This window comes from Paenibacillus sp. TAF43_2, from assembly GCF_052113545.1.
Classification (GTDB): Bacteria; Bacillota; Bacilli; order Paenibacillales; family Paenibacillaceae; genus Pristimantibacillus.
This window is the reverse complement of the sequence record NZ_JBFRDK010000084.1, coordinates 26205-46266: the sequence shown is the minus strand read 5'-3', so window position 1 is coordinate 46266 and position 20062 is coordinate 26205. Positions and strand designations below refer to the sequence as shown.

The window sequence follows — 20062 nt, the reverse complement described above, 5'->3', positions numbered from 1 at the left end:
CTTCGTAAGCATCCGCTTTAAGTTTTGCGAATGCAAAACAGCTTCGTAAGCATCCGCTTTAAGTTTTGCGAATGCAAAACAGCTTCGTAAGCATTCGCTTTAAGTTTTGCGAATGCAAAACAGCTTCGTAAGCATCCGCTTTAAGTTTTGCGAATGCAAAACAGCTATGTAAGCATCCACCGAGTAATAAACGTAATTTTAGAGATAACGCCTCTTCTCAACTTGTACGGACATTAGTGCTAGTTATCACCGGTATGACGATGCACTTGTACATACAACTTGACTCACATTTATCATACTCCGAACCATAAATGTTTTCAATATGCAGCCCCTATAATTTTTCTAAAGAAAATCAAATTTGTTCCAGTCGGTATGTATAGCCGCAAAATGAGCAACGAAATAATACGCTTTTATCGCCAACTTTAATAGTAAGCCTCTCATCGTCTTCGATTTCAATATACTCTCTGCCCTGCTCGTCCCGATCTCCCGTAGCAAACATTACTGTTTTATTCCCGCACTCGCACTCAAAACTCATCATGATATTGTTGCTCCTCTATTATTGTAGATTTACTAAATTATGCTCTTTTTTACACTGATTTTTGCTCTGTCAGCAACGGCATTTACTTATTTGCTGTAATAAACAGCCATTTTCATAACTTACGAATAAATACCAGCCTCTAAATGCGTCGGTTTCATTGCTTCATTGTGTTAGCTTCGATATAATTATCGTTGACATTATTATATTACAAAAACAAGGTCAAGGAAGGGTTACGAATAACATGTACATAGCAGATAAATGGGTAGACTACGAGGTTATAGATACAGGAGACGGAGATAAGCTCGAACGTTGGGGCAATTATACACTCCGCCGTCCAGATCCACAAATTATTTGGCCGATCACAAATGAAACAGGTCTTTGGAAAAAAGCCGATGGCCATTACCATAGAAGCAATTCCGGTGGCGGTCAATGGTCCATGAGCGAATCATTGCCTGAGCGCTGGACAATTTCTTATGGCGAACTAAACTTCCATATCAAGCCGACAAACTTCAAGCATACAGGATTATTTCCTGAGCAAGCCGTTAACTGGAGCTGGATGATGGACAAAATCCGTAACGCAGGACGTCCTATTCGTGTCTTGAATCTCTTTGCCTATTCGGGCGGTGCCACTGTTGCAGCCGCAGCAGCAGGCGCTGAGGTATGCCACGTTGACGCAGCTAAGGGTATGGTCCAATGGGCAAAAGATAACGCCCAGCTGTCTGGACTTGAGTCCGCTCCAATTCGCTATATTACGGATGACGTGTTCAAATTCGTTCAACGCGAACAACGCCGTGGCAAGCAGTATGATGCGATTATAATGGATCCACCTTCTTATGGACGTGGCACGAATGGTGAAACATGGAAGCTCGAAGAAAATTTGTTTCCATTCTTACAATCCTGTACATCGATTTTGTCTGACAATCCATTGTTCCTACTCATCAACTCCTATACAACAGGATTATCGCAATCTGTTCTGCACAACCTGCTGCATATGACAATGAATGCCAAGTATGGTGGCGAGATCAACTGTGGAGAAATCGGATTGCCGATTACGAAGTCCGGCCTTAATTTGCCGTGCGGAATACTGGGACGTTGGGAGTCTAAGTAATGACGATCAAGGTTCTGTTCGAGGACAATCATGTAATAGCTGTCGTTAAACCGCCTGGCGTCCTCTCACAAGAGGATGACACCGGCGATGCAGATATGCTTACCCTGCTTAAGCAGGATATAAAGGAACGATACAACAAGCCGGGAAACGTCTTTCTCGGCCTCGTTCACCGTCTTGACCGTATGGTTGGCGGCGTTATGATTTTTGCCAAAACCTCAAAAGCTGCATCCAGATTATCCGAATCGGTTCGCAGCAGACATTTTGGCAAAACTTATGTTTGTGTTGTACAAGGTACGCCAAAACAAGCTCAAGCGCGTTTAACTCATTATATTGTTAAGAACAGCAAACAAAATCAAGTAACCGTCTATAACAAACCCACGTATGAGGCAAAAGAAGCGATTTTGGATTACGAGGTAGCAGCTGTATCTGGCCGTTATTCATTGATTGCGGTGAAGCTGCATACCGGAAGGCCTCATCAAATCCGTGCACAGCTTGCTCATATCGGTTGTCCGCTCGTAGGTGACCTGAAATACGGCGCGAAACCAACAAGCGGCATATCCGAAATTGCGTTATGGTCAACCTCGGTTTCAGTCCCTCATCCTATAACAAAGGAATGGATGAGTTTTCGTTCTGTTCCAACCGGCTCTGATGTTTGGAATTGGTGGACTAGTTCGCAGCTAGACGACGCCTCCAGTATGCTAAGCAATACGTAACAAGGAAGGACGAAATACTAATGCGCCGTAAAAGGCACCGAAAAACAAATTCTATACTATTATTACTAAGTTTACTTGGCTTACTGGTTATATTTTTAATGCCCTCCATTTACGAGAGGGCTTCTGCACCTGCCAGCTCGCTTCCTACAGCTTCAATTGACCCCACTCCTACTGAGCAAGCAGTCGTAACCCCTTCACCATCTCCTGAACCGACAGCACCACCAGAGCCTGTTTTTGCCGATGCCGTATGGATGGCCGTAGGCGACATCATGATGCATACGCCCCAGCTGCCCGGAGCTTTTGACAAGAAGACGAATCGATATAACTTCAAGCCGTTTTTTGCAGAGGTTAAACCGATTTTGGAGCAAGGTGATTGGGTTATTGCCAACCTAGAAACACCAATTGCTGGTGTGGAATATGGCTATACTGGATACCCAACGTTTAATGCGCCAACCGAACTTGGAGAAGCGATCAAGGATGCTGGATTTAACTTAATAACAAATGCCAACAATCATTCACTTGATAAAGGCGAGTCAGGTGTGCTTCGCACTCTCGAGAATTTAAAGAAGCTTGGTCTTCCAAGCAAGGGAACAGCCGCATCGCAAGAAGAAGCAGACCAAGCTGTCCTATCCGAGAAAAATGGCATCGTGATGGGATTGTTAGCTTACACCTATGGAACAAATGGCATTCCAATTCCTGAAGGCAAACCTTACCTCGTTTCGCTTATTGATGAAGAGAAAATTAAAGCAGACATCATTCGGCTGCGTGAAGCAGGTGCTGACTTTATTACCGTTTCTCTGCATTTCGGAACTGAATATCAGATTATACCTAACGAAGAACAAAAACGTCTCGCTCGTTCGCTTGTCGCTGCGGGTGCAGATATTATTGCCGGTTCGCATCCCCATGTTGTCCAGCCCTATGAAGTACTTGAAACAACCGATGAGAATGGTCATGTAAAAAAAGGACTTATTATTTATTCTATGGGAAATTTTATTTCTAATCAGCGGGGCGAATCGAAGGAATACGGAGTTATTTTTAAAGTTAATGTTCGTAAAAATATGACAGAAGGCACAGTTACTATAACAGATGTTGAATCCATTCCGACATGGGTGCATCGCTACAAGCCTGATCGTTCCTTTCGATATCGCATCTTGCCAATCGAAGAAACATTAGCTGCTTCAAATGATACCTTGCTAACGCAAGCCGACTACGAGGTGCTCCAAAAAAATTACGATATGCTGCGCAATCGGCTCGATTCTATGAAATAAGCGTTGAATGGCGAAATCAGATTACAGATTTGCAACTTTGCCTAACAAGTAAACCAGCAGCTGCTGGTTATGAGAGGAAATGCGGTCCAGCGATTGTTCGATCATTTGAGTCCGAATCGTTGTACCGCGCTCCGCCTCAGCTTTGCCCTTCTCCGAAACAGAAACCCACACAATTCTTCGATCATGATCATCTCTAGTACGTTCAATGAGCTCATTTCTTTCCATTCGATCCAACAGTGTTGTAATTGCAGCAGGCGTGGTCGCTAAATATTGGAGCAGATCAGATGGCTTCATCGGTTGGTGCTGAAGCATCAGCTCTAATACATTCAGCTGCCCTTCTGTCAAAGGAGCAAGCGATTGTTCCAAGTTGTTTTTCCATTCACGCGAAAGCTTCGTCCATAATCGAGTAAATTCTCCAGACACCATACTCCCACACTCGCTCTCTGTCAATTTCCATCTATTTGCTATTTATTATAGCAGTCTTTATTGTCGAATAAAAGATTAACCCAATTAATAATTTGCGCTATTAATCGATATATTGTTGAACATTATGACAGCGTTAGACATACAATAAGGCGAAAGCCCAGCGCTATGTCTATTCATGCTTAAACAGTAAGGAGCGTGCACCCAGTGGAAGAAAGAAAAGCTGTAATCATTCAAAAAATTAAAAATTATGGCATTATAAAAGACCCACAATGGCTGGACCGCCCGGATGAGCTGGTACCATTGTGGGTCATGCTTGAAGCTATTTTGGAAGTCATTGAACGGTTTGATCCGCCTAATCGGCCTTTTGATTAGTGTCTGTTATTGAACGGGCAAGCGTGCTCGTAATAACGTCGGTTTTCTCTACTGGGAATATGAGCTTGCCTATCGATTTGCGATCTTCAATTGGTGCTTTCTCCGATGTAGAAGAAAGCTTCGCTCCTGATGAGGTAATCGCTACGATCTCTTTGGCTGCCTTGCAATAATAAGCCCCAATCAGTGACGAACCGTTTGGACGCACTCGTTTGCCTTCTTTAAATTCGAACGTTTGAACACCCTTGCCGCCTCTGCCCTGAATTGGATAATCCAGCAGCAAAGTACGTTTGGCGTAACCGATATCGGTAATGACGAGTAATTCGCCTTCATCCTCAGCAACCCATTCCGCGGTGACAAGCTCGTCTCCATCCTTAAGCTGAATGCCTCTTACGCCTGTTGCAACTCTACCCATCGAATTGACTTCGGACTCTGTAAACCGAATGCTCATTCCGTGCTTAGTAATAAGCATGATTTGCTTCGAACCATCACTCAAAACAACCCGAATGACTTCGTCACCCTCGGAAACCTTGCAAGCTGCAACCGCAGTGGATCTTGTAGTTGCGTATTCCTTAAGCTCCGTACGCTTGACTTGGCCACGTTTCGTTACGAAAACAAGTGATGCTGTAGATGCCAAAATATCTTTAATTGGAATGACGCTTACGATCGAATCATCCTTCGGAATAGGTACAACATTCACTATCGCTGTTCCGGTATCTTTCCATTTGAATTCTGGAATCTGATGGACCGGCAGCAAATAATATTGACCTTTGCGCGTAAAGAGCAGCAAATTGTCAATCGTATTGACTTCAAGCAACTCTCGTACGAAGTCGCCTTCCTTGACGCCTGCGTTTTGCAGCTCGCCTCCGGATCTCGTAAACGATAGCATGCTTGTCCGTTTTACATAACCATCCTGGCTTAATGTAACTAGAACATCCTCTGGTGTAACAAGAACTTCGAGGTTAACTTTCAGCTCTTCGATCTCACCGCGCAGAACAGAACGGCGATCAATGCCATATTTGGTTTGAATCTCAAGCAGTTCATCCCTAATAACACCAATCAGCTTCTTCTCGCTAGCCAAGATCGATTTCAAGTAAGCAATCTTCTTCATCGCTTCCTTAAGCTCTTTCTCAAGTGTCGTAATTTCCAAGTTCGTTAAGCGATAAAGCTGCAAAGTAAGAATGGCATCTGCTTGACGAGCGGAGAAATCGAACTTCGCAACCAAGTTGTCTTGTGCATCCCCGCGATTTTTGGATGCTTTGATTGTCGCTATAACTTCGTCTAATATGTTGAGCGCTTTGACAAGTCCTTCTACAACATGAGCGCGATCTTCCGCCTTCTCAAGATCATATTTCGTGCGGAAAGTTACTACTTCCTTCTGGTGATCGATATACGCCGATAATATTTGTTTAAGACCAAGCTGCATCGGTGTTTTGTTCACGATTGCGACCATATTGAAGCTGTAAGCTACCTGCAGATCCGTTTTCTTGAACAAATAAGCCAGAATACCTTGTGCATCGGCATCCTTCTTAAACTCAATGACGATGCGCAGACCATTGCGTCCGCTCTCATCACGCACCTCCGCAATGCCTTCGACCTTCTTCTCTAGCCGAATGTTTTCCATTGCGGTAACCAAACGTGATTTAACGACCTGATATGGAATTTCAGTAATGACAAGCTGCTGCTTGCCTCCGCGCACATCCTCGATAGCCGTCTTGGCACGAATGTATATGCGACCTTTACCTGTAGCATAAGCGTCTCGAATGCCTTCTTCGCCCATAATAATGCCGCCAGTAGGGAAATCCGGACCTTTCACATAGGTCATAAGTTCTTCTTGCGTCAGCTCTGGGCTTCCCATAAGGGCGATACACGCATCAATAACCTCACGCAGGTTATGAGGCGGGATTTCCGTGGCAAAGCCGGCAGAGATGCCGCTGGTCCCGTTTACGAGCAAGTTAGGGTACCGCGACGGCAGCACAACCGGCTCCTTCGTTGTATTATCGAAATTATCCTTGAATTGCACCGTTCTTTTCTCTATGTCACGAAGCAGCTCCATCGCAATTGGCGAAAGACGCGCTTCCGTATAACGCATAGCTGCTGCTGGATCATCATCCTGAGAACCCCAGTTTCCGTGTCCATCAACGAGCGGATGTCCCATTTTCCAAGGCTGTGCCATCCGTACCATGCCCTCATAAATCGATGAGTCACCATGCGGATGGTAGTTACCCATAACGTCACCGACTGTTTTAGCTGATTTGCGGTATTGCTTGTCCGGTGTATTTCCTGAATCATACATCGCATATAGAATACGACGCTGCACGGGCTTCAAACCATCGCGAACGTCAGGAATGGCACGGTCCTGAATTATATACTTTGAATAGCGTCCGAAGCGGTCGCCTACCACTTCCTCCAAAAACGCCGGTAAAAACTGTTCCAGCATACTCATGCAGAAATCCCCCTATTCCTCATATTCCATAAAATCGACATTCTCAACAATCCAACGTTTACGCGGATCTACCTTATCTCCCATAAGCGTCGATACTCTGCGTTCTGCTTTGGCTGCATCCTCGATTTGCACCTGAAGAAGCGTTCTTTTCTCTGGATCCATCGTCGTTTCCCACAATTGGTCAGGATTCATCTCACCAAGCCCTTTATAACGCTGAAGCTCATAATTTTTACCGTATTCCTTCAAATAGTTTTGAAGCTGCTCATCTGTCCACGCATATCGAATCGTTTCCAGCTTGCCTGATTTACGTGTAATTTTGTAAAGCGGCGGCTGAGCAATATAAACGCGTCCCAAATCGATTAACGGCTTCATATAACGGTAGAAAAAAGTAAGAAGCAGCACTTGGATATGAGCACCGTCTGTATCCGCATCGGTCATAATAATAATTTTATTATAGTTGCATTCCTCAGCGACAAACTCAGAACCCACACCTGCCCCTATTGCAGAAATGATAGCCTTGTACTCGTCGTTTTTCAAAATATCGATGAGCTTGGCTTTCTCCGGATTCATCGGTTTTCCCTTAAGCGGCAGCAGCGCTTGATATTTCGAGTCACGGCCCTGCTTAGCTGAACCGCCAGCTGAATCCCCTTCCACAATAAACAATTCCGTGCGAGTAATATCTTTTGACTGCGCAGGAGTTAGTTTGCCATTTAGATTTGAGCTCTCGCTCCGCTTCTTGCCGCTGCGGATTTCCTCACGCGCTTTGCGTGCTGCTTCTCTCGCTTTCGAGGCTTGAAGTGATTTCTTTAACAGCATTTGTGCGATTTGAGGATTTTCCTCAAGAAACACCTGCATCTTCTCCGAGACGATTGCGTCAACAGCGCTTCGCGCAGATGAGCTTCCGAGCTGGTCTTTTGTTTGTCCGACAAACTCAACCTCAGACATTTTGATATTAATAACGACCATCATGCCTTCGCGCAAATCGTTGCCTTCAAGGTTTTTGTCTTTCTCCTTAAGCATCGCTGCTTTACGGGCATAGTCGTTCATGACGCGAGTATATGCGGTTTTAAAACCGGTTTCATGCGTACCGCCGCCGCGTGTCGGAATGGAATTGACGAAGGAAGCGATCGTCTCCGTGTATCCGTCATTATATTGGAGGGCTACCTCCACCTCAATATCATCGCGCTCACTAGCAAAGTGAATAACATCGTGCAGCACAGTCTTCTCTTCATTCAAAAACTGAACGAATTGACGAGCTCCGCCTTCATAATGAAACACATCCTGCTTGCCGCTGCGGTCGTCTTTAATTGTTACCTTTAATCCAGAGTTTAGAAAAGCAATCTCTTGCAAACGCTCAGCCAGCGTATCATAACTTAATGTTGTGCCATTCTGGAACACACGTCCATCCGGCTTAAAAGTAACCTTAGTGCCTGTCCGATTCGTAGTGCCAATAATCTCAAGTCCGCGTACGGGCTCACCAACATGCTCACGTCCCGCTTCATCGATCCAATATTCAAAGCGTTGTCTGTGAATTTTGCCGTCTCGGTAAATATCAACCTCGAGCCATTCTGACAAAGCATTTGTAACGGATGCGCCAACGCCGTGCAGACCGCCGGATTTCTTATATCCGCCGCCGCCAAATTTACCGCCCGCATGCAAAATCGTAAATACGACCTGCGGAGTAGGAATACCGGTCTTATGCATGCCGGTAGGAATACCACGCCCGTTGTCGTGTACCGTTACTGCTCCGTTCTTGTGCAGCGTCACTTCAATGGCCGAACAAAATTTAGCCAAATGCTCATCGACTGCATTATCGACAATTTCCCAAACGAGATGATGCAAACCCGAACTGCTTGTACTTCCTATGTACATGCCCGGTCTTTTACGAACTGCTGTTAACCCTTCAAGCACCTGTATATCATCGGCCTCATAATTTCGGTCTGCGGCCGCTGTATTAGCGAAGAGATCTGTTTGCTCAGACATGAGCGTCCCCCTATCTTTAATCACGTTTCCGTATCTTCAAGCTATTTTAATTCAATTTGTCATGTTTCGTAAAGTCTCCAAAAAAAACGATTAGTGCAATTGCACGATCTTCAAGCCTTATTTTGCTGATGGTCATAAGAGATACATATAAGGATAACACACTATCCTTGCTTAACAGAACCTTCCAACGATTAGTTGGGAGTGGTTCTATAGTTTCCTGTCTTGTTTCAACAGCAGCACTACTTATTCATAACCTACAGCTCAGCGTATGTAATAATCGGAATAAGCGCAAGCATAATTAACACAATAACAAAAAAACTTTTTTTGTTCCACAATTTCTACAACTCATTTTCAATAAAACGCTTAATTTATTCGTGTATATCCACGGTTTGGGCGTTCCTACCAGCTTCGACCACGAAACATTGCGTTATACGCTTGCCGTACATGGAGAATTTACTGCAATGACATTAGCTAAATCCTTCGAAAATAAAATGGAATGCACACACACCGCTTTAATAACTGTTGTTAGCATGTTTTGCAGAATCATTAGATTTATGTATGCATGATAACAATTTGTATTAAAAAAGACGATTGTGAGGCACAGCCTTGCCAAATTAATCGATTAGGATTGACTTTAATGCTCAACCTTCGTAATATGGTTTACGATTCAAATCCACACCCAAAATCATATTCGAGGTAGCTGAATGAATACGAATGAACGCATTGATTGTTTGAAATGCAAACATTATTTTATTACATGGGAGCCAAGTGCACCAAAAGGCTGCAGAGCCTTTGGATTTAAAACAAGCGTACTGCCGAGCATAATGGTTTTTCGCTCATCTGGCAAACCCTGCATGCATTTTGAAACAAAAGAAAATCATAAAAAATAAGATTATATCAAAAGTTTTGAAATTAGTGTATTAGGGATATTCCGAACAAAAAAAGCACCCTAAGGTGCTTTTTTGAGAACAATGCGAACTGCGACTTTCTTCCTACTACTTATGCTTCGACCAGTTAGGGTCGCTATTCTCAAGCAAATAAGAAAAATCGTTTTCCAAACGCTTTTGCTCCTGCTTCTTCTTTTCTTCTTCCTGTTTGCGAAGCTCTTCCTTGCGTGATGCCTCAGCCTGCTTCATATCATCCGCTTGTGCTTTTAGCTTGCCAAGCACCTCATTGCTTAATAAATCCTTGAGCGTCAAGCCGTTTTCCGACTCATTTTTTGGAGCATTTTTTGATGATGATCTAGGAGCTGAAGACGTTATTTTCTTCTGTTTTTTACCCATAGCTGCTGCACCTGCCTTAAAATAAACTATCTATTCGTTATTATACGATACGTAAAGAGCTTCTGCAGCTTTACGAGCTAAATCTCGTGCTTGTTCTACATCAGGAGCAGTGCTCAGCGCAACGGCCATTCTTCGTCCAACCTTCGTTTCAGGTTTTCCAAAAACGCGAACCTGTGTATTAGGAACCGACAAAGCCTCTTCAATACCGCCAATGCGGAAATCGTAAGATTCACGGTCTGCTTTCAACGTATGTGATGCACCATGCGACAGCAAACGAATAGTTGGAATTGGAAATCCTAGAATAGCTCTAACATGCAGGGCAAACTCTGAAAGATCCTGAGTCGCCATCGTTACCATGCCTGTATCATGTGGACGCGGCGATACTTCACTAAACAAGACGCCATCCTTTGTAATGAATAGCTCCACTCCGTAAATACCAAAACCGCCCAGCTCATCGGTGATGCGTTGCGCAATGGACTCCGCTTGAGCAATTTGAGCCTCAGTCATATGATGCGGCTGCCAGGACTCGATGTAATCGCCATCCTTCTGCACATGTCCAATTGGCGGACAATAGCTTGTACCCGAAACCGATCGTACGGTAAGCAATGTAATTTCAGATTCAAATGTTACAAAGCCCTCCACGATAACACGCTGCTTCTTGGCACGTCCACCTTCCATCGCATAGCTCCAGCATGCTTCAAGCTCCGCTTCAGATCGGCAAACGCTTTGTCCTTTGCCTGAGGAGCTCATAATTGGTTTGATGACGCATGGGAAACCAAGCGTTTCGGCCGCAAGAGAAAGCTCTTCAAACGTGTCTGCAAATCGATATGGCGCGGTAGGCAGCTCCAATGTCTCAGCAGCTAAGCGGCGAATGCCTTCGCGGTCCATCGTCAGCCAAGCCGCGCGTGCTGTAGGAATAACGCGATGTCCTTCCATTTCAAGTTCAAGCAGCGTTTCTGTAGCTATTGCTTCAATTTCCGGAACAATATAGTCAGGCTGTTCCTTCTCAATAATTCGGCGAAGCTCAGCCCCATCCAGCATATCCGTTGTATAACTGCGATGCGCAACCTGCATAGCTGGTGCTTGATCATAGCGATCCACAGCAATGGTCTCGATGCCAAGCCGCTGAGCCTCCAGCACGACCTCTTTACCAAGCTCACCAGAGCCTAGCAGGAGCAACTTGCGAGCATTCGTTGTTAAGGGTGATCCATACATAAAGAAAAAGAACCTCCTGGAAGCAAATCGAATCGTCAGCTCTGTCCTAAAGGCAGAGACTAGCGTTTCGGTTCGTTTTTTCTTCCATTGTGGAGGTTCTAAGCTTAAAAATCAACTATTTTATAAGCATTTGCTGAAATGAATTGTGCTCACGTTTTAAAGAAAACGGTACTGTGCTTCAATCAAGCCGTTGTACACGCCGCGCTTTGCAAGCAACGCTTCGTGATTGCCTTGTTCAACGATTTCACCGTGGTCAAGCACGATAATTTCATCCGCGTGACGAATCGTCGACAATCGATGTGCAATCATAAAGGATGTGCGGCCTGCTAGAAGAATTTTAAGAGCTTCTTGAATTTTCAGCTCCGTTTCAGTGTCAATGCTGGCTGTTGCTTCATCCAATATTAGAATTTGCGGATCAGCTAGCAATGCTCTAGCGAACGATAGCAGCTGACGCTGACCCATGGAAAGCACATTGCCTCGCTCCTCAACCTGCGTATCATAGCCATCTGGCAGCCCCATGATGAAATCATGCGCGTTAACGGCTTGAGCTGCTGTTACGATCTCCGCATCGGTTGCATCCAAGCGGCCATAACGGATATTGTCACGAATCGTGCCTGCAAAAATAAACGTATCCTGGAGCACGATGCCAACCTGTGAGCGCAGGCTTTCGATCGTCACATCACGAATATCGATGCCGTCAATGAGGACACGGCCTTCAACCGGATCATAGAAGCGACATAATAGGTTGATGATTGTACTTTTTCCTGAACCCGTATGCCCGACGAGCGCTATCGATTGGCCTGCTTTTACATCGATGGTGATGCCCTTGAGTGCCGGCCTTCCCTGCTCGTATTCGAACACGATATGGTCGAACTTTACAGCGCCAACAATTTTCGGAAGCGGCTTTGCAACCTTTAGTTCAGCTACAGTCGGTTCTTCATCAATAAATTCAAAAATCCGTTCTGATGAAGCCATCGCAATAAGCAGCTGGGAGTACATTTGTCCTAGTCGGTTGATCGGGTCCCAGAAGTTGCCGATATAGTTGGCATAACCAACAAGCAATCCAACGGTAATCGCACCTACTTGAATGAGGTGGGAACCATACCAGAATAGAATAAAAGTACCGATTGCTGAAGTGATCTCGATTACAGGGCCGAACGTTTGGTTAAGCGATGACGCTCGGTTCCATGATTTATTGTTGATCGTATTCATATGATCGAAGAAGCTCATATTGTCTTTCTCTTGCACGTACGCTTGCGTTACCTTCATCCCTTGAATACTCTCATTTAAATGTGAGTTAATACGGGATTGCTTAATGCGCACATCCTGCCATGCAAAACGAATCTTTTTGCGCAGAGTCGTCGATACAATGAACATTAACGGTACGGTTATCATTACCGCAAGGCCAAGCTTAAAGTTCCATACGAGCAAAATAATGACGATACCGAACAATTGCACACAGTCCATCAATAAGTTGACGACACCGTTTGTAAACAAATCCTGCAGTGCATTTACGTCATTCGTGACACGAACGAGTACAGAGCCTGCTGGGCGCTTGTCGTAAAAACGGAAGCTTAGCTTTTGAATATGCTGAAATAAATGATTTCTCAGATCATAAATAACTTTTTGCCCAATGATATTCGTATATTTGATCCGGTACGTATTGGATGCCCATTGAATAACATATAAGACCAGCATGATGCTTGCGATAGTAATCAACTTCGGTACACTTGTTTCACCTTGCTCAGGAGCAATCGCTTCGTCAATTGCCAGAATGACGAGCGCCGGCACGCCTAGGCGTGTCAACGTACCAAGAATCATCATAACGATGACAGGCATTAATTGTTTTGTGTAAGGCCTCATATATCCGAATAGGCGGCGCAATTGGCCCCAGTTAAAGGGCTTTTCAATCAGCTCATCGTCTTGGTATATGAAACGTTCATTTTTATTGCTAGCTTTTGCTTTGGCACTCGTACTCATTATACGGTACTCCCTTTCCGATCATTCGCTTGCGCAGCTATAGCAGCATCATCAAGCGGATAGTCAGCATATTGAATGTTGTAGGTGTCGCGGTATGGTCCTTGCTGCTTAATCAGCTCTGCGTGTTTACCACGCTGAACGACATGGCCCTTGTCTAACACGATGATTTCATCGGCATGTCTAAGCGAAGAAATCCGATGTGCAATAATAAAGGTCGTGCGGCCAGCCATCAGCTCCTTGAAGCCCGCTTGAATTTCATGCTCGGTTTCCATATCTACCGCGCTTGTTGCGTCATCCAAAATTAAAATTCTAGGATTTTTTATAAGTGCTCTAGCAATGGCAATCCGTTGTTTTTGTCCACCGGACAAGCCCATTCCTCTTTCGCCGACAATCGTATCGTAGCCTAGCGGCAGCTCCAAAATGAAGTCATGCGCTTTAGCCAGCTTAGCCGCGTGCTCGATTTGCTCTGGTGTTACATCCCGCACGCCATAAGCGATATTATCGCGAATCGATGCCGAGAATAAGAACGTTTCTTGAAACACGGGAGCTATTAATGAACGAAGGCTTGCGACATCCAAATTTTTAATATCGATCCCGTCTAGCATAATTGAACCTGTTTTTACATTATAGGCTCTCATTAACAATTGAATAATCGTTGATTTCCCTGAGCCTGTCGCGCCAAGAAACCCAATGACAGAGCCTGCTGGCGCATCAATGACCAAATCGGTTACCGCCGGCGTTTTGTCAGGATAACTGAACGTAACATGATCGAAGCGTACATGTCCTTTTACGGTATCGCTGCTAACCTCAATCGCGTGCTCAATATTTTTTACATGAACATGTTCATTCAGCAGTCCTAGTACACGCTCTCCTGAAGCTTTGAACTGCGTGTAGTTGTTAATATGGAACCCTAAGCCCCACATCGGACCGATAATGTACCAAATCAAGCTGAAAAATGCGACAAATTCACCGAGCTGCAGTGATCCGTTAATGACAAGAATACCGCCTGTTACAAGCAGGATTACTGCGCTTAAGTTCGCTACAAGCTCCATTACAGGGAAAAATTTCGCCCAAATCTTTGCTGCGCCAACCTGATTCGTTTGATAGGCTTCACTGCGTATGGAAAATTTCGAAACCTCATGCGATTCACGTGCAAAAGATTTAACCGTGCGTACGCCCGTAATATTCTCTTGAACCGCTGTCGTTAAATTACTCATCGCTTGACGCATCTCGCGGAACGCTGGATGAATATTGCGTTCAAAACGAATGGCTGCGAAGCCTAGCAGCGGTATCGTTACTAATGTAATCAAAGTTAGCTGCCAATGAATTGAGAGCATCATTGCGCCGCCGAACAAGATCATCAACACCATGTTCAAGATTTGTGCAAAGCCGAAACCGATAAAGTTGCGAATCGCCTCTAAATCAGCCGTTAAACGTGACATCAAATCGCCTGTTTTTGCTTTGTCATAATATTGAAACGACAGCGTCTGCAGCTTGTCGTACAGAGCATTCCGCATGTGGAACGCCACTTTGTTACCAAGTCGTGCACCAAAAAAACCATGTAAATACTGCATGCATCCTTTAATGATAATGACTCCCACTACTGTAAAAGCAAGCGTCGGCACTAACTCGAATTTTTTTGGCGTAATGACATCATCAATCAAGTATCGCAGTAAATTCGGATAGACAAGTCCGAGCGCCGTAGCGCACATTAAGCAAAATATCGAGGTGAACATAAACTTTCGTTCCGCCCAATAAAATGCTTTCAACTGCCTTAGTACGTCCAAGTAAATCCATCTCCCCGTATCTATTTTGTAAGCATGAATGAATATTATCAGCATCATCAAATGCGAGCAAACAGTATAAATATGCATATACCTGTTGTAAACCGCTTATTGACTCGTTATCTAAATTGGAAACGGTTAATACTCCCAATTGGTCGCAAATCATGACAAATATGTGCCTATTGCTCAATTTTTGCACAAAAACACACTAAATAAAAAAAAGCTTTTGCAAGCGTTTTACACGCTCGCAAAAGCATTCAGCTGTTAATGCGATAGAACAATCCGTATTCATTGACATTTAGATATGAATCAATTGATTATACAGCTGCTTCAGCTCAGCCGTGTCCGCACTGCCGGACAACGAGATTCGTTTGCCGCTTTCATAGGCAAGCATATCGTCTTGCAGCTGTTTACCCGCTTGATCAGCTGCTTTCTGCCAAATTTGCTTGTAAAGCGATGTCCACAAGAGCGTTTGCTCGGACATCCATCCATTTAATGAAGGAGCAAGCAGCGCTTCAAGCTCTTTGCGAAGAATCGATTTGCCCTCGCCTTCAAAAAATTGACGCGGTGATTTGAAACGGCTCCAAAGCAGCTTCGCATCAACGTTATCCGCTTCCCAAGCGGCCGGCTCATCTGGCGTTGGCAAAGCAGCTGGCGCATAAGGAACAGCACTATATGCGGAAATTGAATTTTCTAATCGCTGCGCAGTATGAATATATTGCTTTTGCAGCTGCGTATGAATGCCTCGTTCCATTCGAAGCGAGGTTGCCAGCATCTCCTGTGACAGCTCCAGCTGGACGAGCCGCTGCAGCTCCAGCCAAGATGTCCAAATGGCTTTGCGCAAATCACGTCCATCATCCTGCAAGGAGGCCGGATTAAATGCTAGATTATAAAACTCACCGAAACGGTATTGGATACGCTGAACGACATAATACAATAGCTCACTAAGCTCCTGCTTTAGCTGCTCAGGGATCGTTCCGGTTTGAAGCGCTGATATATCGATCTTCGCTTCATTCACCGCTTGCAGCAGCGCAACAAGCTCAGCTTCACGCCCAGCTGCATCGCCCTCTGCACTTTGAAGCCAGCCTGCAACTGTCGCTGCCGCGCGTTTCAGGTCCTGCTCTGCGGCATCAATAGCTAGCCGTCCGAGATCGTTCTGAATAAAAGAAAGGAATGATTGCTCGAAAGCTTCAATGCCGGAGCGTTGCAGCAGCTCTGCATTTCCATCTAGTTTACCGTCCAGCGCCTGCAAGCTCGATACAGGGAATAAGCGAGGCGAGCGAATCGCATGCTGCAGCAAATTCGTCTCTACATGCTTTAGCACTCCTGTAAGCTCCTCCTGATCTGCCGCCAAATCGGCTGCGTTAACAAGGAAAAACATTTTATCAAGCTCAAACTGATCCTTCACCCTGCCAAGCTGCATTAGAAACTGACGATCAGCTTGCGAGAAGGCGTGATTGTAATACGTGACAAACAAAACTGCATCGGCGTTTTTAATATAATTGAAGGCTACGCCCGTATGTCTAGCATTTACAGAATCCGCTCCTGGCGTGTCAACGAGCACGATACCCTGCGCCGTCAATGCGCAGTCATAATGCAGCTCAATTTCACTCACGAAGCAGGAACGAGATTCCTCAGCGACGTACTTTTCGTATTCCGCTTGATCGACCGACAGCTGCTGACCGAGCAGCGGTTCATGCTCTGCCCAGCCTGCGCGGGCTGCGCGCAGGAAGCTGAAATGCGGGCGACCGCCAGCTCCGATGGAATCCGGAGATAGGCGATCGATCGCCCGCATGAGAGCAGCGTCATCAGACTGCTGCTCTTTTTCACCGAGGAGCGCTAGGGAATAGCGCACATCGTCGATAATGGCAGCGCGCGTCTTCATGACAATCCGCGCTGTACCATGACCGTGCTCCGCCGTAGGGGGCACGAGTCGGTTGATCGCTGCCGTCGTCGGATTAGGAGAAACCGGCAGCACCGGTTCTCCGATCAGCGCGTTCGCAAGCGATGATTTGCCGGCGCTGAAGGCGCCGAATAATGCGATGGTGAAGCGGCTGTCCTGCAGCCGCTTCGCCTTATCGCTCATCGCTTGCGCAGCAGCCGCAAGCGATGCATGCGGCGCCAGCAGCTCCGCGGCGCTGGCTAAGCGCGCTGCAGCGCTGTGCTGCTGCGCCAAAGCTGCTCCGCCAGCTAGGGCGCTTCGCCCCGCTGCCGCATGATGCTGCCCCGCTTGCGCGCTTCGCCCGCTCTCGCTCGCAAGCACACCCCGCGCTTCAGCAGCGTCGCCGCCAGCTTGCGCGGAAGTGCCTCCGCCAGCCACAGCTGCGCGCGGTGCTGGCAATGCCGGCCTTGCCGGCGCCTCAGGCAGCGCGGCAGTTAGCCGCGCCTTATGCTCCTCGGCGCGCTTCGCCAGCGCCGTGAGAGCATGAAGTGCACCAGCCTGCGCGCGAAGCGCAGCAAGCTGTGACTCTGCCTCAGCGGCGGCAGTTTCGCCTACCGCCGCTGCATGATCTGCCAGCGCATCGATAATCTCAAGCGCGCGCTGGCGATAAACGGTCTTCACATCCGCGGCTAGATCGCGGCTAAACGTCATCGTATATTCGTTGCTGATGACGGCGCCGGGTTTCACCCTCCCGATAAGCCACTCCGAATCCGGCAGCCAAGCCAAGTTCCGCGCGAGCTCCGATTCCAGCAACTCGCGATCGTATGATATACGCTCTGCTTCCGTACGCAGCAGATGCTTCACATGCCAGTCGATCGAAGCGCTGATTAAACTGTTTAATTCCTCGCTGAACGCCAGCAAGCGCCGTTCCTGCTCAGCAGCAGTCTTAGCTGCCGCAAAAAGCAGCCCCGCTTTAAAACCAGGCTTACGGCTCTCCAGAAACGTTTGAGCCAAATCACGCAGCCCCGCTGGCGTAATATTCGCATTATCCAGAAGCGTTTGCAGCTCTTTGCGAAGCTGCGCCCGGTAAACTTCTTTCTGATCCGAAACAAACCTGATCTTCTGTTTCAGCTGATCCATTTGTGTTGTGACAAGGGCAACAGCCTCAACGCCGCCTGCCTCAGCAAGAAGCCGTTCACGCTCAGGCTCCGCTTGCTGCTCACTCCATTTCAAATGTCCACCAGCTACATGGCGCAATGACGCATCCACACTGTATACACAAAGCGGTTTGCGGATCGTTTGCAGTTTATCCAGCAGCTCAAGCAGCTGCTCCCACTCTTGATGAGGGTGCTCTGGCTCGCGCAACGACAAATAAACGATCCCCGCCGGCTCCAAGTGCCAAGCGTGAAACGCATCCTCAACGCTTTGACGATAGCTTGCGAAAGAAAGCTCGCGATCACGATGCTTATCAATCTGATTCACAATAAAATATAAGGGCTTTCCCCAATCCTTCAATTGCTTCGCAAAAGAAAAATTGATTTCAGACTGCACATGGTTATAATCCATTACATAAAAAACGACGTCTGCAAGATGCAATGCAGATTCGGTTGCCATCCGGTGCGCATCATCAGTAGAATCAATGCCAGGCGTATCGAGGAGTACGGTATGATCTCCTAAAAGCTCAGACGGATACACGATCGATACAGAAGTAAATTGCTCGCCATCGACACAATAACGGTCAAGCTGGTCGATTGGAACTTCCGCTTTGGAAGCAACACCATTCTTTACGGTTTCAACAGCTGCATAAGCCCGATCCCCGCCGCGAATAGACACAACGTTCGCGCTTGTTGGAATTGGACTTGAAGGGAGCAGCTTAGTCCCGCATAAACGATTAATGAGAGTTGATTTGCCAGCTGAAAAATGTCCACAAAAAGCGACAGTAAGCCGACCATCGGTCAGCTTACTGTTTAGCTCCTGTGCTTGCTTGGCATGTAATGTATCTCCTGCAGCTGACATTAAACCAGCTGCTTCGGATATAGCTCCTGCTATGCTTTGCACGGTTGTTTCTGTCATTTGCTTCTCCTTAAACGGCTTGCTCTTCTTCAGACGGCAAACAAATTTCAAATACGTTGCCATGTTGCAAGATCATAATGTTGCGCTCTTTATCTCTCATCACAACAACCTCAGGTTTAATGCGCATACGCTCGATGTATTGATCAGGCACGTCGCCTGAGCCGCTAACTGTAATGCCTTCTACAAGGATATCCTCGTGCTCCTCTGGCGGAGACTCAAGCACTTGCTCATAAATATCAGAAAAAAGCTCAAAATTGTTTGTGTACACGGAAATACAGTTCATGTTCATCATCCTTCACTGGCTATTTTAGGTTTTATACTCTTATTTTTGGTTTTAAAACCTGGCTTCATACGTTGTTTACCTTCTTTGCACAAATCAAGCAGCGGACAAATTGGACACTGCGGGCTTTGCGCTTTACAGTGATAGCGGCCGAAAAAGATGAGTCTGTGGTGGGTTAATGTCCACTCCTCGCGCGGAACGAGTTTCATCAGCTTCTTCTCAACCTCTAATACACTGTCTTCGGACTTCGCGAATCCCAGTCGCTTCGTTACACGATCCACATGCGTATCGACAGCGATGGCAGGCACACCAAATGCATTAGACATCACGACGTTAGCCGTCTTCCGCCCTACACCTGGCAGCTCGGTCAGACCTTCATGACTTTCAGGCACTTTCCCGTCATATTTATCGATGACAATACGGCAAAGCTTTTGTATATTTGATGCTTTACTTCGAAACAAGCCGATGCGGCGAATGTCCTGCTCTAGTTCTTCCAGCGGAACGCTCAAATAATCCTCGGGGCACTTATACTTTTGAAATAAGTTCACCGTCACCTTATTGACCGTCTCATCCGTACATTGCGCAGACAGCAGTACTGCTATTGTAAGCTCAAACGGATTGCTGTGATTAAGCTCACAGTGTGCATCTGGAAACATGTCCGCAATAATGTCTAGCACATGACGCATTTTTTGTTTCGCAACCATCGTCCTCTCC

16 protein-coding genes are annotated in these 20062 nt (G+C 46.2%); 4 read left to right on the top strand and 12 right to left on the bottom strand.

Features of this window, described 5'->3' with window-relative positions; all coding sequences use genetic code 11:
* Positions 1–352: 352 nt before the first annotated feature.
* Positions 353–538: a hypothetical protein gene (locus AB4Z17_RS18480; protein ID WP_076265743.1), complete on the bottom strand. Its 186-nt coding sequence runs from the start codon at positions 536–538 to the stop codon at positions 353–355.
* Positions 539–779: 241 nt separating this feature from the next.
* On the opposite strand from AB4Z17_RS18480, the gene AB4Z17_RS18475 reads away from it, so the two are divergent.
* Both AB4Z17_RS18475 and AB4Z17_RS18470 read left to right on the top strand, forming a co-directional pair.
* Complete coding sequence (locus tag AB4Z17_RS18475) at positions 780–1646, top strand: class I SAM-dependent methyltransferase (RefSeq protein WP_339202809.1); 867 nt, start codon at positions 780–782, stop codon at positions 1644–1646.
* A complete protein-coding gene (locus AB4Z17_RS18470; protein ID WP_441961287.1) occupies positions 1646–2359 on the top strand; it encodes an RluA family pseudouridine synthase in 714 nt (237 codons plus the stop codon). The genes AB4Z17_RS18475 and AB4Z17_RS18470 overlap by 1 nt, the downstream gene beginning before the upstream one ends.
* Before the next feature lie 109 nt (positions 2360–2468).
* Here AB4Z17_RS18470 and AB4Z17_RS18465 read toward each other — a convergent pair whose 3' ends face one another.
* Positions 2469–2630 carry a hypothetical protein gene (locus AB4Z17_RS18465; RefSeq protein WP_256710754.1) on the bottom strand — a complete coding sequence of 54 codons (162 nt, stop codon included), beginning with the start codon at positions 2628–2630 and terminating at the stop codon, positions 2469–2471.
* Here AB4Z17_RS18465 and AB4Z17_RS18460 point away from each other — a divergent pair.
* Positions 2629–3627: a CapA family protein gene (locus AB4Z17_RS18460; protein ID WP_441961286.1), complete on the top strand. Its 999-nt coding sequence runs from the start codon at positions 2629–2631 to the stop codon at positions 3625–3627. The genes AB4Z17_RS18465 and AB4Z17_RS18460 overlap by 2 nt on opposite strands.
* A gap of 21 nt (positions 3628–3648) precedes the next feature.
* On the opposite strand, the gene AB4Z17_RS18455 is transcribed toward AB4Z17_RS18460, so the two are convergent.
* Positions 3649–4053, bottom strand: coding sequence for a MarR family winged helix-turn-helix transcriptional regulator (locus AB4Z17_RS18455; protein ID WP_076265740.1), 405 nt, complete (start codon positions 4051–4053; stop codon positions 3649–3651).
* A 204-nt stretch (positions 4054–4257) separates the two neighbouring features.
* On the opposite strand from AB4Z17_RS18455, the gene AB4Z17_RS18450 reads away from it, so the two are divergent.
* Positions 4258–4425 carry a hypothetical protein gene (locus AB4Z17_RS18450; RefSeq protein ID WP_179089723.1) on the top strand — a complete coding sequence of 56 codons (168 nt, stop codon included), beginning with the start codon at positions 4258–4260 and terminating at the stop codon, positions 4423–4425.
* Here the strand turns inward: AB4Z17_RS18450 and gyrA are convergent.
* The 9 genes from gyrA to nth all read right to left on the bottom strand — a co-directional run bounded on the left by gyrA (position 4406) and on the right by nth (position 20052).
* Positions 4406–6868, bottom strand: coding sequence for a DNA gyrase subunit A (gene gyrA, locus AB4Z17_RS18445; protein WP_441961284.1), 2463 nt, complete (start codon positions 6866–6868; stop codon positions 4406–4408). The genes AB4Z17_RS18450 and gyrA overlap by 20 nt on opposite strands.
* Before the next feature lie 12 nt (positions 6869–6880).
* Positions 6881–8851, bottom strand: coding sequence for a DNA topoisomerase IV subunit B (parE, locus tag AB4Z17_RS18440; RefSeq protein ID WP_076265738.1), 1971 nt, complete (start codon positions 8849–8851; stop codon positions 6881–6883).
* Between the two features lie 995 nt (positions 8852–9846).
* Positions 9847–10134, bottom strand: a complete 288-nt coding sequence (locus tag AB4Z17_RS18435; RefSeq protein ID WP_339202817.1) for a YqkE family protein — start codon at positions 10132–10134, stop codon at positions 9847–9849.
* Between the two features lie 30 nt (positions 10135–10164).
* The gene (purT, locus tag AB4Z17_RS18430) at positions 10165–11349 is read right to left on the bottom strand and encodes a formate-dependent phosphoribosylglycinamide formyltransferase (RefSeq protein ID WP_441961282.1); all 1185 of its coding nucleotides are present in this window, start codon (positions 11347–11349) and stop codon (positions 10165–10167) included.
* A 156-nt stretch (positions 11350–11505) separates the two neighbouring features.
* A complete protein-coding gene (locus tag AB4Z17_RS18425) occupies positions 11506–13329 on the bottom strand; it encodes an ABC transporter ATP-binding protein (RefSeq protein ID WP_441961280.1) in 1824 nt (607 codons plus the stop codon).
* Positions 13329–15116, bottom strand: a complete 1788-nt coding sequence (locus AB4Z17_RS18420) for an ABC transporter ATP-binding protein (RefSeq protein ID WP_441961278.1) — start codon at positions 15114–15116, stop codon at positions 13329–13331. The genes AB4Z17_RS18425 and AB4Z17_RS18420 overlap by 1 nt, the downstream gene beginning before the upstream one ends.
* Before the next feature lie 295 nt (positions 15117–15411).
* Positions 15412–19131, bottom strand: a complete 3720-nt coding sequence (locus tag AB4Z17_RS18415) for a dynamin family protein (protein ID WP_441961276.1) — start codon at positions 19129–19131, stop codon at positions 15412–15414.
* Positions 19079–19351 (bottom strand): NAD/NADP transhydrogenase alpha subunit, encoded by a 273-nt coding sequence (locus AB4Z17_RS18410; RefSeq protein ID WP_076265731.1) that lies wholly within the window; start codon positions 19349–19351, stop codon positions 19079–19081. Before AB4Z17_RS18410 ends, AB4Z17_RS18415 begins: the two co-directional genes overlap by 53 nt.
* Before the next feature lie 5 nt (positions 19352–19356).
* Entirely contained in the window at positions 19357–20052 is a 696-nt protein-coding gene (nth, locus tag AB4Z17_RS18405) for an endonuclease III (RefSeq protein WP_441907449.1), read from the bottom strand.
* Positions 20053–20062: the final 10 nt, after the last annotated feature.